Origin of the sequence: Bradyrhizobium guangdongense (genome assembly GCF_006483445.1) — a bacterium.
Classification (GTDB): Bacteria; Pseudomonadota; Alphaproteobacteria; order Rhizobiales; family Xanthobacteraceae; genus Bradyrhizobium; species Bradyrhizobium guangdongense_A.
This window is the reverse complement of the sequence record NZ_PPPT01000165.1, coordinates 1-13,350: the sequence shown is the minus strand read 5'-3', so window position 1 is coordinate 13,350 and position 13,350 is coordinate 1. Positions and strand designations below refer to the sequence as shown.

17 protein-coding genes and 1 pseudogene are annotated in these 13,350 nt (G+C 64.6%); 13 read left to right on the top strand and 5 right to left on the bottom strand.

Going from position 1 to position 13,350, the window contains the following annotated elements; translation table 11 throughout:
• Positions 1 to 745, top strand: a pseudogene (locus C2U70_RS23550) (replication-associated recombination protein A); the annotation flags it as partial.
• A 108-nt stretch (positions 746 to 853) separates the two neighbouring features.
• On the opposite strand, the gene C2U70_RS23545 reads toward C2U70_RS23550, so the two are convergent.
• On the bottom strand, positions 854 to 1,825 hold the full coding sequence (locus C2U70_RS23545; protein WP_140980845.1) for an ABC transporter substrate-binding protein: 972 nt from the start codon (positions 1,823 to 1,825) through the stop codon (positions 854 to 856).
• Between the two features lie 139 nt (positions 1,826 to 1,964).
• On the opposite strand from C2U70_RS23545, the gene C2U70_RS23540 reads away from it, so the two are divergent.
• The 3 genes from C2U70_RS23540 (at position 1,965) to C2U70_RS23530 (ending at position 3,914) form a co-directional block, all read left to right on the top strand.
• Complete coding sequence (locus tag C2U70_RS23540; RefSeq protein ID WP_140980843.1) at positions 1,965 to 2,276, top strand: HigA family addiction module antitoxin; 312 nt, start codon at positions 1,965 to 1,967, stop codon at positions 2,274 to 2,276.
• Positions 2,273 to 3,475 (top strand): RluA family pseudouridine synthase, encoded by a 1,203-nt coding sequence (locus C2U70_RS23535; protein ID WP_140980841.1) that lies wholly within the window; start codon positions 2,273 to 2,275, stop codon positions 3,473 to 3,475. The genes C2U70_RS23540 and C2U70_RS23535 overlap by 4 nt, the downstream gene beginning before the upstream one ends.
• A 121-nt stretch (positions 3,476 to 3,596) precedes the next feature.
• Positions 3,597 to 3,914, top strand: a complete 318-nt coding sequence (locus tag C2U70_RS23530; protein WP_246666842.1) for a hypothetical protein — start codon at positions 3,597 to 3,599, stop codon at positions 3,912 to 3,914.
• A 317-nt stretch (positions 3,915 to 4,231) separates the two neighbouring features.
• On the opposite strand, the gene C2U70_RS23525 is transcribed toward C2U70_RS23530, so the two are convergent.
• Positions 4,232 to 4,678, bottom strand: coding sequence for a hypothetical protein (locus tag C2U70_RS23525; RefSeq protein ID WP_140980840.1), 447 nt, complete (start codon positions 4,676 to 4,678; stop codon positions 4,232 to 4,234).
• Positions 4,679 to 4,753: 75 nt separating this feature from the next.
• Between C2U70_RS23525 and C2U70_RS23520 the strand changes: the two genes are divergently transcribed.
• From C2U70_RS23520 to C2U70_RS23505, 4 genes are all read left to right on the top strand, one after another.
• Positions 4,754 to 5,530, top strand: coding sequence for an ATP12 family chaperone protein (locus C2U70_RS23520; protein ID WP_140980838.1), 777 nt, complete (start codon positions 4,754 to 4,756; stop codon positions 5,528 to 5,530).
• Between the two features lie 66 nt (positions 5,531 to 5,596).
• Entirely contained in the window at positions 5,597 to 7,228 is a 1,632-nt protein-coding gene (locus tag C2U70_RS23515) for a flagellar hook-length control protein FliK (RefSeq protein WP_140980837.1), read from the top strand.
• Positions 7,225 to 7,500 carry an EscU/YscU/HrcU family type III secretion system export apparatus switch protein gene (locus C2U70_RS23510; RefSeq protein WP_140980836.1) on the top strand — a complete coding sequence of 92 codons (276 nt, stop codon included), beginning with the start codon at positions 7,225 to 7,227 and terminating at the stop codon, positions 7,498 to 7,500. The genes C2U70_RS23515 and C2U70_RS23510 overlap by 4 nt, the downstream gene beginning before the upstream one ends.
• 68 nt (positions 7,501 to 7,568) lie before the next feature.
• Positions 7,569 to 8,381 carry a class D beta-lactamase gene (locus C2U70_RS23505; RefSeq protein WP_140980834.1) on the top strand — a complete coding sequence of 271 codons (813 nt, stop codon included), beginning with the start codon at positions 7,569 to 7,571 and terminating at the stop codon, positions 8,379 to 8,381.
• A 7-nt stretch (positions 8,382 to 8,388) separates the two neighbouring features.
• On the opposite strand, the gene C2U70_RS23500 is transcribed toward C2U70_RS23505, so the two are convergent.
• Both C2U70_RS23500 and C2U70_RS23495 read right to left on the bottom strand, forming a co-directional pair.
• Positions 8,389 to 9,393, bottom strand: a complete 1,005-nt coding sequence (locus C2U70_RS23500) for a dienelactone hydrolase family protein (RefSeq protein WP_140980832.1) — start codon at positions 9,391 to 9,393, stop codon at positions 8,389 to 8,391.
• Positions 9,394 to 9,473: 80 nt separating this feature from the next.
• Positions 9,474 to 10,109, bottom strand: a complete 636-nt coding sequence (locus C2U70_RS23495; protein ID WP_140980830.1) for a hypothetical protein — start codon at positions 10,107 to 10,109, stop codon at positions 9,474 to 9,476.
• Here C2U70_RS23495 and C2U70_RS33120 point away from each other — a divergent pair.
• A complete protein-coding gene (locus C2U70_RS33120; RefSeq protein WP_186294427.1) occupies positions 10,033 to 10,197 on the top strand; it encodes a hypothetical protein in 165 nt (54 codons plus the stop codon). The two genes, C2U70_RS23495 and C2U70_RS33120, sit on opposite strands and share 77 nt — an antisense overlap.
• Positions 10,198 to 10,301: 104 nt before the next feature.
• On the opposite strand, the gene C2U70_RS23490 is transcribed toward C2U70_RS33120, so the two are convergent.
• The gene (locus C2U70_RS23490; RefSeq protein ID WP_140980828.1) at positions 10,302 to 10,706 is read right to left on the bottom strand and encodes a DUF4260 domain-containing protein; all 405 of its coding nucleotides are present in this window, start codon (positions 10,704 to 10,706) and stop codon (positions 10,302 to 10,304) included.
• A 149-nt stretch (positions 10,707 to 10,855) separates the two neighbouring features.
• Between C2U70_RS23490 and C2U70_RS23485 the strand changes: the two genes are divergently transcribed.
• The 4 genes from C2U70_RS23485 to C2U70_RS23470 all read left to right on the top strand — a co-directional run.
• The gene (locus C2U70_RS23485; protein ID WP_140980826.1) at positions 10,856 to 12,388 is read left to right on the top strand and encodes an acyl-CoA carboxylase subunit beta; all 1,533 of its coding nucleotides are present in this window, start codon (positions 10,856 to 10,858) and stop codon (positions 12,386 to 12,388) included.
• Between the two features lie 14 nt (positions 12,389 to 12,402).
• Positions 12,403 to 12,750: a hypothetical protein gene (locus C2U70_RS23480; protein ID WP_140980824.1), complete on the top strand. Its 348-nt coding sequence runs from the start codon at positions 12,403 to 12,405 to the stop codon at positions 12,748 to 12,750.
• 78 nt (positions 12,751 to 12,828) lie between these two features.
• Positions 12,829 to 13,143 (top strand): hypothetical protein, encoded by a 315-nt coding sequence (locus C2U70_RS23475; RefSeq protein ID WP_140980822.1) that lies wholly within the window; start codon positions 12,829 to 12,831, stop codon positions 13,141 to 13,143.
• Positions 13,144 to 13,243: 100 nt separating this feature from the next.
• Positions 13,244 to 13,350 (top strand): twin-arginine translocation signal domain-containing protein (locus C2U70_RS23470; protein ID WP_140980820.1); only part of this gene is annotated, 107 nt, incomplete at its 3' end.

Here is a 13,350-nt window from a genome sequence, read left to right as displayed (position 1 = left end):
CGATGCCGAGGCGCGCGCGGTGCTGGTGCGCATGGCCGATGGCGACGGCCGCGCTTCGCTGACATTGGCGGAGGAAGTCTGGCGTGCCGCCCGCAAGGACGAAATCTTTGACGCCGCAAAATTGCAGGAGATTTTGCAGCGTCGCGCACCGATCTACGACAAATCGGCCGACGGCCATTACAATCTGATCTCAGCCTTGCACAAATCGGTGCGCGGCTCCGATCCCGATGCCGCGCTCTACTATCTCGCGCGCATGCTGGACGCCGGCGAGGACCCGCTGTTCCTGGCGCGCCGTGTCGTCCGCATGGCCGTGGAGGACATCGGCCTTGCCGATCCCCAGGCGCTGGTGATCGCCAACGCCGCAAAAGACGCCTTCGACTTCCTCGGCCATCCCGAAGGCGAGCTCGCGATCGCGCAAGCCGTCGTCTATCTCGCCACCGCGCCGAAATCGAACGCGGTCTACACCGCCTTCGGCGCGGCCATGCAGACCGCAAAGCAGGCCGGCTCGCTCTTGCCGCCAAAGCACATCCTCAACGCGCCGACCGGCCTGATGAAGTCGGAAGGCTACGGCGCGTCCTACGAATACGACCACGACGCCCCCGACGCCTTCTCCGGCCAGGACTATTTTCCGGAAGCCCTGGGCCGGAAGACGTTTTACGATCCGCCCGAGCGCGGTTTCGAGCGGGAGATCCGCAAGCGGCTGGATTACTGGGCGAAGCTGCGCAAGGAGCGGGGCGGGAAGTAGGGCCTGTGCTCATTAGACCAGCGGCCGACGGATGGCCGATCACCCTCCGACAGCGGCTCACGAGCGGACATTCCCCGCCAGATGAGTCATCAGCAGAAGCGACCCGGCTTATTCGATCACCTCGTCGGCGCGGGCAAGCAGTGTGGGTGATAGTTGCAGGCGGAGTTGCGTTGCCGCTTTTTGATTGACGACGAGCTCGAATTCGGTTGGAACTTGAACCGGTAGTTCGGCCGAATTGGCGCCGCGCAAAATCCGGTCAATGTAGGAAGCCGCAGCGACAAATATCTTCTTGATGTCGCTACCGTACGAGATCAGGCCGCCAGCATCGACGAAGCCACGAAGCGGATATATCGCCGGAAGACGGCATTGTCCGATCAAGGCGGTGAGATGAGCCCGATGAACCCAAGTAAAAGCGTCAGGCAAGAAAATAAGCCCAGTATGGGGCTTCTCCTTTAGAGAGAGAATGAGGCGCTCGATGTCGGAACTGCCGCCGCTTGGTGCTTCCACCGACACAACGCCTGTCGTGCCCGCAGTCTCGTCAATCGATTTGCGAAACGACGCGGCATTGTTTCCAGGCTCAGGATTGTAGATGAGGCCAATTCGCCGGATGTCCGGTGCGACCTCTTTCAGAATGGAAACCCACTTGGCCCCAAGCGATGGCACAAATGGCGTAAAACCGGTCACGTTGCGGCCCGGTCTGGAAAAGCTATCGACGTAGTGCCTCTGGACCGGATCGCTCACCATCGCAAAGACGGTCGGAATCGTTGAACCTTCCAGTTGAAGTGCGGCCATCGACGTATTGGTTACAGCATACAGGACATCCGGCTTTAGGGAGATCAGCTCGCGGGCATAACGGTGCGCCAGATCGGTGTCTCCATTGTATATCCGGTATTCGATCTGGAGATTTTGGCCGAGCGTCCAACCCCGCTGCTTGAGAGTTTCTTCGAGAAGCTGCGGTGCGGGCCCCTCCACAGCGAGCACACCAATTCGACGGATTTGTCCTTGAGCTCTCGCGGGAATGGCCGTCATGCCGAGACCGGCAATGGCGCCAACAGCCCGCATAAAATCCCGTCGCTTCATGGCACGCCCTCCCTGCTTCCAATGGTACCGCGGCACAGAAACGGAGGATAGCACCGCTCGCAGGCCCTGAATCTCGCCGCGAAAGCACGTTTACGGTTTACGTAACACGTAAATCTTGCTACTCCACGCGCGAAATCCCATGCCCCAGACACCGATCCATCCCGGCGAGCATCTTGCCGAAGAGCTGCGCGAACTCGGCATTTCGGCCGCGGAATTGGCGCGTCAGATCGATGTGCCCGTCAATCGCATCACCGGCATTATCAACGGCCAGCGCGGCATCACAGCTGATACGGCGCTGCGGCTCGGCCATTGGTTCGGCACGAGCCCGCAATTCTGGATGAACCTGCAACAGCAATACGAACTGCGGTTGGCCGAGAAGGAGATGGGCGCGAAGATCGCGTCGCTTCCTCGGCGTGCCCAGACGACACGAAAGCTTGGAAAGACCGCATGAGCCGCCGCATCAAGAGAACCAACCAGGAGCCTCGCTCGCGCGACGAGCGTCGCGAGGCGCGTCCGTTCAGGGCGAAGAGCCCGCACAAGGCGGGACCGCGTCCGGGTGGCAAGCCGCCGCGTTTTGCCGGCGAGCGGGCCGAGCGGCGGGCGCCCAAACCTGCGCTGGAAAAGGAAGCACCGACCAAGCCCGTCGAGGCGCTGCTGCCGACAAAAGTGCAGACCGTCACCGTCACGGCCGACGAGAACAACATGCGCGTCGACCGTTTCCTCGAGGCGCGCTTTCCCGGCCTGTCATTCTCCCACATCCAGCGCGTCGTCCGCAAAGGCGAGCTGCGCGTCGACGGCAAGCGTGTCGACAGCAAGGACCGGCTGGAGGAGGGGCAGAGCGTGCGCATTCCGCCGCTCAAGCTCGACACGCCGAAGACCGCCGGCCCACTCTCCGAAGCCGCGCAAAAAACGCTGGCCGCGCTGAAGGAGATGACGATCTACGAGGATGACGACGTCCTCGTGCTCAACAAGCCGGCTGGCCTTGCCGTGCAGGGCGGCTCCGGCATCACGCGCAACGTCGACCAGATGCTGGAGGTGATGCGCGATGCCAAGGGCCAGAAGCCGCGCCTCGTGCACCGCATCGACCGGGAGACGTCGGGCTGCCTCCTGATTGCAAAAACGCGCTTTGCCGCCTCGCATCTGACCGGCGCGTTTCGTTCGCGCTCGGCACGAAAGGTCTATTGGGCGCTGGTGCCGGGCCTGCCAAAACCGAAGCAGGGCCGCATCTCGACCTTCCTTGCCAAGGAAGAGAGCGAGGACGACACCATCATGCGCATCGCCCAGCATGGCGACGAGGGAGCGAGCCACGCCGTGACCTATTACGCCGTGGTCGAGACCGCCGGCAACAAGCTGACCTGGGTGTCGCTGAAGCCGGTGACCGGCCGCACCCACCAGCTCCGCGCCCACATGGCCCATATCGGCCATCCCATCGTCGGCGACCCCAAGTATTTCAACATCGAGAACTGGAAGCTGCCCGGTGGCTTGCAGAACCGGCTGCATCTGCTCGCGCGCCGCATCGTCATCCCGCATCCGCGCGGCGGCGTGATCGATGCGACGGCGCCGTTGCCGCAGCATATGCAGCAGTCGTGGAACCTGCTCGGCCTCGATGCAACCAGATTTGATCCTATCGAGAACGCGCCTGAAGACTAGTTGGCGCGTTTCTGCAAAAAGTGGGCGGTTCTTTGCGCGTTAATGCAAGAATCTGCAGCTTTCGGTCCGATTTTGTCGGACCAGAAAGTTTTGGGTTGCGGAGCGCGGGGAGGCGCACGACATGTCCTCCATGACGCGGCATACGGTTTCGATCCTCCTCGTGATTGCGGTGGCTCTGCTCGCTGGTGAAGGCGCCCGGGCGCAATCGACGCTGCCCGGCACGTCGCAGTTCAATCCGCCGCCGCCTCCGCCACCCCCGCCGCCAAAAATCGAGGCGCCGAAGATTCCGCAACTCGGTGTCGTGCCGAGCCCGAACTACAAGCCCATCCCGCGGAACTCGTACGGCGACCGCTTCAGCAAATGCCTCGATGCTGCAGCGGCTGCAGGCATGGGCCCCGGCGATCGCGGCACATACGCGCGAGGCTGTGCGAACCAGTAGCCCCGAGAGTCGTCCTGGCGAAGGCCAGGACCCATACCGCGTGATCTATCGGGAGCGCACTCTGCGAATACCGAGCGGCTCCCGGTCTTCGTCAAACTGCGGCCTGGAGTAATGGGGTCCTGGCGTTCGCCAGGACGACACCGGAGATGGCGACTTCAGGACGGTTGCTGCGAGGATACCAACATAGCACTGATTTGCCCGACGGGTCAAGCGAAATTCGTAAAATCAGCAGCCCATGCCCGCCCACATTTTCTACTGTGCATGGGGTTGTTTTCGACGTCATTTTCCGGCCGGTCGGAGACGAGCCTCGTCAGGCCCTAATTCCTGAATTGCTCCAAAAACATCCGCAAACTGTCATGCGGGCTCTCGACATCGGTGATGACCCAGCCCTCCGGGCCGCTGACCAGGATGAAGTTCAGCGTCACCCGGCGCCCGTTATTGTCGAAAACGACGGTGACATAGGTCTTGTCGAACTGCCTGCGCAGGATGGAGATCGCGACCGGGCCGAGCCGCCAGGTCGGGCTCTGCACCAGGAAGTCGTAGGGCTCGCTTCGCGGGGCACTCCAGGCCTTGCGCAGGCTGGCGTCGAAGAACTGCCGGGCGGTCGCCGCGTCCCGCGGCAGGCCTCTTGAGACATCCGGCGAGCCCTGGCCGTAATGGGCGTAGACGTTGCGGACCAGCGATTCCGGGGACCGGAAGCCGGCCTCGGCGGCGGTCAGCCAAAGCCCGGCGAACAGGGCCAAAATGCCGGCTATTTCCTTCATCCCGCGGCTCGCTTTATCGGCCGCAATTCTTATCTTAAAAGCCTTCCTTCATGCCACCAGAGCCGAACACCGACGATGCGCGAATTGTTTGACGAAGTCGCGGGCAAATCCCCGCTCGATCCGCAGGAGGCCGTGCGCCAGGCGACCCGCACGCCCCTGCGCAAGCGTTTCTACAAGGAGGCGGGCATTGCTGCCGCCGACGGTGGCTTTGCGATCACGCTCGATGGCAAGGCCATCCGCACGCCGTCCGCGCGCCAGGTCGTGATCCCCGCGCGAGCGCTTGCCGAGGCGGTGGCCGCGGAATGGGCGGCGCAGGCGGAGACGATCAATCCCATGACCATGCCGCTGACGCGGCTCGCCAACAGCGTGGTCGAGGGCGTGGTCGATCGCGTCGATGATGTCGCCGACGATCTCGCAAGATATTTCCAGTCGGATCTGCTGTTCTATCGTGCCGGGCACCCCGAAGGGCTGGTCGCCCGCGAGGCCGCGCATTGGGACCCCGTGCTGTTCTGGGCCGCCGAGACGCTGGGTGCGCATTTCATCCTGTCCGAAGGCATCATGCACGTGCCCCAGCCCGAGCAGGCCATCGCGGCTGCGCGGGCGGCCCTGCCTGGCGATCCCTGGTCGATCGCGGCGCTGCATGTGATCACGACGCTGACCGGCTCGGGCCTGCTGGCCCTGGCGCTGGCGCACGGGGTGCGCGAGCCCGACCAGGTCTGGGCCGCCGCCCATGTCGACGAGGACTGGAACGCCGAGAAATGGGGCGTGGACGAGGAAGCTGCCGCCCGGCGCGCCGCCCGCCAACGGGATTTTGACGCCGCCGTCCGGGTTCTCCAGGCCGTGCAGGCGTAAGGTCCTTAACAAGACGTTTACGACGCGGGCGTTAGGGTGAGGGCCGCTTTCCGCGAGCCCCAGAGAATGCCGACGCCCGTCAGCTCCATCCTTCCGGTGACATCAGCCGCCTCTGTGGCCGATGCTACGACGCCTGACATTACCCTGCAGGCCGGCAGCGTCGTCAGCGCCAAGGTCGTCAGCGTGCTCGCCGACAATCTGGTGCGGATCGCGATCGCAAACCTGTCCCTCGACGTGATGTCGGAGGTGGCACTGGCGCCGGGCCAGAACCTCCAGCTCGCGGTGTCCAAGAACGACACCGGCGTGCGCCTTGCCATCGTCAACGGCGCAGGCGAGGCGACAGCCGATCAGGTCACGCTGACGCCAAGCGCTGCCGCAATGGTCGACAAGGCGATCTCGGCGCCGTCGGCCAGCGTCGCACGCAATCAATTGACGCCGCTGGAGCAGATCGCCGTCTCGGTGGCATCAAGCGAAGCCGTCACGAAGCAGGGCAGCCAGGCGCCGCTATTCGCCGATCTGACGGCGGCGGTGAACGGCAGCAACCTGCCGCCCGCGCTGAAGCAGGCGATGCTCGACGTGCTCGCGCAGCAGACGCCGCTCGATCCCCAACTCGGTGGCGACGATATCGAGGCGGCCTTCCAGAAATCCGGGTTGCTGTTCGAGGCGTCGCTGGCATCAGGCGCGCCACAATCATCGGGCACCATGCCCGATCTGAAAGCCGCGCTGCTCGTGCTACGCCAGACGCTGGCGGCCACCTCGGGATCGCTCGACGCGCCAACCCAGCCGCAGACGTCAACACAGGGCAAGGCCTCGCCGTCCGTCGTCGTGCCGCAGGCAGCCACATCGCCGGAGCAGGCCGCGCTCAAGACCGTGCAGTCGCCGCCGCTGTCGCCCGATCCTGACGCAAGCCCAACGCCGGCCGCGCCGCGCGTTGCGACCGGCGCAGCAACGGCGCTCGCCGAAAACATCGCTACCGCAGCGACGCCAGCATTGCCGCGCAATGTTGCCGCCAGCGTTGCGCTGAGCCTGTTGCAGGAGGCCGTGCAGGATTTGCCGCGCGCGCCCGGCAACCCGTTGTCCGCGAACAAGGCGCCGGACTCTCACCTCGTCGATCCCCGCGCGGCCACCGTGCCACCGCCATTCCGCGGCGCGCTGCCGTCGGCGCAGCCGGTCGCGCTGCCGTCGCTCACGACAGACGCGCCGCTGGCGCAAACTGTGCATCACCTGCTCGACGACACCGATGCCGCGATCGCGCGGCAGACGCTGCTCCAGGTCGCTTCGCTCCCGGATCGCGTCGACAGCGGCAATCACCGCATCGACCCGTCCGTGCCGCAGTGGAATTTCGAGATTCCCTTCGCCACTCCGCAGGGCACGGCGATGGCGCAGTTCGAGATCTCGCGCGACGGCGGCAACGAGGCGGCCGAATCCGAGAAGCGCGCCTGGCGCGCGCGCTTCTCGCTCAATGTCGAGCCGAGCGGACCGATCCACGCGCTGATCACGCTGATCGGCGACAAGACGTCGGTGCGGATGTGGGCGGAGCGGCCGGCCACGGTGGCGCAATTGCGCGCCGGCATCGGCGAGCTCAGCGACGCCCTGAACAAGGCCGAGCTGAAGACCGGCGATATCGTTGTCCGCGAGGGGACGCCGCCGCAGCCGGCGCCGGCCAAGGCCGGGCATTTCCTGGATCGCGCGCTATGAGCGTCGACGAGAAAACCAAGCTCGCGATTGCGCTGCACTACGACCGCGAGAACAGGGGCGCCGCACCCGTCGTCGTCGCCAAGGGCAAGGGCGCGATCGGCGCAAAAATCGTGGAACTCGCAAAGGCCCACGACATCCCGATCGAGGAGAACGAGGTGCTGGCCGGCGCGTTGTCAAAGGTCGAGCTCGGCGAGGAGATTCCGCCGGACCTTTACAAGGCCGTTGCCGAGGTGCTGGTGTTCGTGCTGCGCCTGTCCGGGCGCATTCGCTGAACCGTCATTGTTTGACCACGATATCTGCGGCATTCTCGCGCCGTCATGAACAATCACGGACAAGACTCTTGATCACTCGTCGCGCCACTTTTGGCTTGCTTGCCGCGGCCACCGTCCTGCCGTCGCGTGCGCTCGCCGTCGTGGCGCCGCCGCGCAGCGAGATCCGCGACAGCCTTGCAAAACGCTTCACGGATGCCGGTACGGCCGGCACCTTCGTCGGCTACAAGGTCGACGACTACATGATCATCGCCAGCGACAAGGAGCGCTCAGGCGAGGGCAAGCTGCCGGCTTCGACCTTCAAGATCGCGAACTCGCTGATCGCGCTCGAGACCGGCGTGGTGCAGGACGCCGACAAGGACGTCTTCCCCTGGGACGGCGTGAAGCGGCCGATCGAGGCCTGGAACAAGGACCATACGCTGCGTAGCGCGATTCTCGTCAGCGCGGTGCCGGTCTATCAGGAGATCGCGCGCCGCATCGGTGCGGAGCGGATGCAAAAATATGTCGATCTCCTCGACTACGGCAATCGCGACATCGGCGGTGGCATCGACCAGTTCTGGCTGACCGGCGCCTTGCGCATCGATCCGATCGAGCAGATCGACTTCGTCGATCGCCTGCGCCGCCGTGCGCTGCCGATCGGCCAGCGTAGCCAGGATGTCGTCGTCGACATCTTGCCGGTCACGAAAGTCGGCGACAGCATCATTCGCGCCAAATCCGGCCTGACCGGACAGGAGCAGGGCTCGCTCGGCTGGATGGTCGGCTGGGCCGAGAAGGGTAGCGCGCACACCGTGTTCGCGCTCAACATGGACTGCCGCGATCCCGGCCTCATCGCCCAGCGCATGCCGCTGACGCAGGCCTGCCTCACCGACATCGGCGCGATCTAGCGCGTCGCTATCCCAGCTTGAACAGCGCCTGCAAGAACTCCACCACGGCCTTCCGCGCTTCGTTGGCGGTGGTGGGATTGCCGCCGACATGCGGATTGAGCTCGACGCAGGCGTCCTTGTAGGTGAAGGGCGCGTTGGTCTCGCCGTTCATGAGTACGCCGCCTTCACCTTCGCGGATGCGGCAGGAGCGCACGGTCTGCGCGTTCGCCGATACCGCGACCATGTTGGCGCCGAGCAGGCCGGCATCGAAGCCGTGGGCGCTGTCGGGATATTCGGTCAGCACCACGTCGCGCTTGGCCTCCTTCAGCCGCTCGACAAAGGCCTTGCAGCTCTTCACGGGATTGTAGTCGTCGGGTGTCCCGTGGAAGATGCGGATCGGGCGCGCGGCGACTTCGGTATCGGTCGCGTAGGTCGTCGAGCAGTCCGGATAGAAGGGGATGTAGGCGGCGAACTGCGCGCCGGACTTGTTCCAGAGCTTGTGGAAGCGGTCGAGGCTCGCATAGAGCGTCGCCTGTCCGCCGCGCGAGAAGCCCATCAGCACGATGCGGTCGGGATCGACGCGCGGGTGCTTTGCGAGGATCTCGAGCGAGCGATAGATGTCGACGATGAGGTTGAGCCGGCCGAGCAGGGCCTGGTTCGGGCCGACCACGGTCAGGCCGCGGCCGGTAAAGCCGTCGATCACGAAAGTGGAGATACCCATCGCATTGAACGCGTGGACCCAGGCTTCGGTGGTGGCGCCGACGCCGCTGGAGCCGTGCATGAGCACGACGACCGGCATCTTGCCGGTGCCCTGCGCGACGCGGAATTCGCCGGCGACCGTCACCGGCTTGCCGGCCGCCGCATCGCCGCTGAGGAATTGCTGGTCGGTGAGCGTCAGCGATGGGATCGCGTAGATCTCGGTGCGGGTGGCGACTTCCTTGGGCAACGATTGCGCCTGGGTCTCGATGCCGATCAGCAAGGTCGAGACAACGAGTGCAATGAGCGCGACAACGACACGCGACGCCGTCAGCATAGCCATCCTCCCATGATTTTCGTTGAATAGAACAACCGGTTTGCGCGCTGTCAATTCGCGGTGGACGCGCGGCGAGGGGACTACGCCGACTTCTCGGTCTTGCTTGCCAGCACCTGGTCGATGGCGCAGCCGCCGATCTCGCTCATTGCCTGCGAGATCAAATCGCCGTTCTTGGCAAAGCCGTCGGAGAGGAAATCGAACTGCGCCCGCGCCAGCCGCAGCACCTCGACCGGCACGGAGACGGCGGTGGCGTTGAATTCATCGACCGATTTTTTCAGCGTATCGAGCTCGGCCTCGACGCGCGCGACATGGGCTTCCGCATCCTGCATCAATCCGGCGAGCCGCTCGCGCTCCGCCTCGAACCTTGCGCGTTCCGTCTCGAAGCGGGCTTGCTCGGCTTCGAACTGCTCGCGCTCGGTGGCCGCCTGTTCGGTGACCCCGGCAAGCTGGGCGCGCAGGGCGCCGATCTGGCGGAGCAGGCCGTCGGAGGCGAGCTCGGCGACCTCGCGCAGCTCGGCATTGCGGGTGCTCTCCTCCTGCTGGCGGTGGAAGAGCTGCTCGGCCGACATCGCCCGGTGGGTGAGTGAATCGATCATGGCGGCGGCGCGCAGCAGCATCTCGCCATTACGGCCGGAGACCATGCTGGCCATCCGCCGCAAGAAATCGGTGGTTTCGGAAGCGCTGTTCGGCGGCAAGGGAACGACCGTCGCGGACATCGGTGATGCAATCGAAGTCATGAGTACAGGACACGGGAACGGAGCAAGTACGCAGATGACGCTGACCGCCGCCGTACCAAATGACTGAGCTCACGCTTCACATTCGGCGCTGATCGAGATTCGGAGCAAGCCAGAGTCAGGTGAATCGGTCAACCGTAACCGGGTGACGGGCAAGCGGGCCGGGCCGGACGTTCACGCTTTCCCCAGCCGCCCGATCCGGCCCAGATGGGTGAAGCCGAAACCGGCGGCATATTTCAGCCCGTAACCGAGCGCGCGGTCGATGCCGATATGGGCGAGCCAGATCATGGCGACCGACAGGGGCAGCGGCGAGGACAGCGCGAAACCGGCCGTCATCAGCGCCACCGGTGCCAGGTAGCTGTGGGCCGCGTTGTAGACGAGCGCGCCGGCTCTCGGGCCTGCAAGGTAGGCCAGAAAGCTGAGGTCGGGTGCCAGGAAGAGCAGGGCGAACACCAGCCAGGAGCCGCCCCAGACCGCATAGAGCAGCACCATGCCCAGAAACAGCGTCAGCCCCTCCAGGCGGAGCAGGGTCCTGACGCCGCCGCTTGCCGCGCCCGTTTCGCCGATCGCCTCGTCCATCGTCCGTCTCCGCCTAGCGCCTTGGAAAGCCTTGGGCTTTTGCGTCTACCGGCTATCGCCCGGTGGGCTGCAAACCCGCTTCCCGGCTCGCAAAATGCCGTGTTAGAACCCCCGCCAATCATCCCTTACGTAAGAACTGGCGGGAGCAAATGAAACACATCCTGGACGCCCTTGAAGACCGGCGCGCCGGCGCAAAACTCGGCGGCGGTGAGAAGCGCATCGAGGCGCAGCATGCCCGCGGCAAGCTGACCGCCCGCGAGCGCATCGAGCTTCTGCTCGACAAGGGTTCGTTCGAGGAGTTCGACATGTTCGTCGAGCATCGCTCCACCGAGTTCGGCATGGAGAAGACCAAGGTGCCGGGCGACGGCGTGGTCACGGGGTGGGGCACCGTCAACGGCCGCAAGACCTTCGTCTTCGCCAAGGATTTTACGGTGTTCGGCGGCTCGCTGTCCGAAACCCACGCGCTGAAGATCACAAAGCTCCAGGACATGGCGATGAAGGCGCGGGCGCCGATCATCGGCCTCTATGACGCGGGTGGCGCGCGCATCCAGGAAGGCGTCGCGGCGCTCGCCGGCTATTCCTACGTGTTCCGCCGCAACGTGCTCGCCTCGGGCGTGATCCCGCAGATCTCCGTCATCATGGGCCCCTGCGCCGGCGGCGACGTCTATTCGCCGGCCATGACCGACTTCATCTTCATGGTGAAGAACACCAGCTACATGTTCGTGACCGGCCCCGACGTCGTGAAGACCGTCACCAACGAGGTCGTCACCGCCGAAGAGCTCGGCGGCGCCTCGGTGCATGCGACGCGCTCCTCGATCGCGGACGGCGCCTTCGAGAACGACGTCGAGACGATCTTGCAGATGCGCCGTCTCATCGACTTCCTGCCGGCGAACAACACCGACGGCGTGCCGGAATGGCCGAGCTTCGATTCCATCGAGCGGGTCGACATGTCCCTGGACACGCTGATTCCCGACAATCCGAACAAGCCCTACGACATGAAGGAATTGATCCTCAAGGTCGTGGACGAGGGCGACTTCTTCGAGATCGCGGAAGGTTTTGCCAAGAACATCGTCACCGGTTTTGGCCGTATTGCGGGGCGCACCGTCGGCTTCGTCGCCAACCAGCCGATGGTGCTGGCGGGCGTGCTCGACAGCGATGCCTCGCGGAAAGCCGCGCGCTTCGTCCGCTTCTGCGACGCCTTCAACATCCCGATCGTCACCTTCGTCGACGTCCCCGGCTTCCTGCCCGGGACCGCGCAGGAATATGGCGGCCTGATCAAGCACGGCGCAAAACTCTTGTTCGCCTACTCGCAGTGCACCGTGCCGCTCGTCACCATCATCACCCGAAAGGCATATGGCGGCGCCTTCGACGTCATGGCCTCGAAGGAGATCGGCGCCGACATGAACTACGCCTGGCCGACCGCGCAGATCGCGGTCATGGGCGCCAAGGGCGCGGTCGAGATCATCTTCCGCAGCGACATCGGCGATCCCGACAAGATTGCCGCGCGCACCAAGGAATACGAGGACCGCTTCCTGTCACCGTTCATTGCCGCCGAGCGTGGCTATATCGACGACGTCATCATGCCCCACTCGACGCGCAAGCGCATCGCAAGGGCGCTCGCCATGCTGAAGGACAAGAAGGTCGAGGCGCCGGCGAAGAAGCACGACAATTTGCCGTTGTGACACCAGGCGGCGACGTGACAGAAGACGATCCGACCGACGCGATCTCCGATCTCGAAGCTCGGATCGAAGCCCTTTCCGAGGTCGCCGAGCGCTGCCGAAAATTCATCCTTGCCTCGAAGATCGCGATCGGCGGTGGAGGGGTGTTGCTGCTTCTCATCGTGCTCGGACTGCTCGGCGCCAGCCAGGTCGCGGCACTCGGCTCGATTGCGCTGGTGCTGGGCGGGATCGTGTCGCTGGGCTCGAATGTCAGCACGCTGCAGCAGACTGAGGCGGCCATCGACGCCGCCGAGATGCGCCGCGCGGAGCTGATCAGCAGCATCGACCTGCGCCTGGTGGACGATGTGCCGATGAAGCTGATGTGATGGCACGCTGATCCGCTCTACGAATGCACGGCGACATCGGCTATCCTCCCGCCAAACAATCATTGGGAGGAACCGCCGATGCCATCAGCCTTCTTCATCGTCCGCGCCACCGTCACCGATGCCGGTAAGCGTGCCGCGTTCGACCGCTGGTACGAGAAGGAACATCTGCCCGATGCCGTCAAATCGTTTGGCGTGAAGAAGGCGTGGCGGTTCTGGAGCGCGGCGGATCCGTCTTTGCATCAGGCGATGTATCAGTTCGACGACCAGGCCTCGCTCGATCGCGCGACCACGGGCGACGAGATGAAGCGGCTGATCGCCGATTTCAATCGCGACTGGCCCGACGTGATTCGCACGCGCGAGACGCTGCTGCTGGCGCAGGAATTTTCCGCGTGACAGCGCCGCGCCAAACCTGAACGCACAGTTCAGCCGTCATTCATTTCGCTCAGCCGACACTTCCCCTGCATCACCTACGCTTGATCCAGAGGATGACGTCATGGAACGCCGGGACTTTCTGAAATTCGCATTGGGTGTTGCCGCGGCGAGCGCCGCGCTTGCGGCCACCGCGCAAGCCGCGCCGCTCACGCCGCAACCGATCGAAGG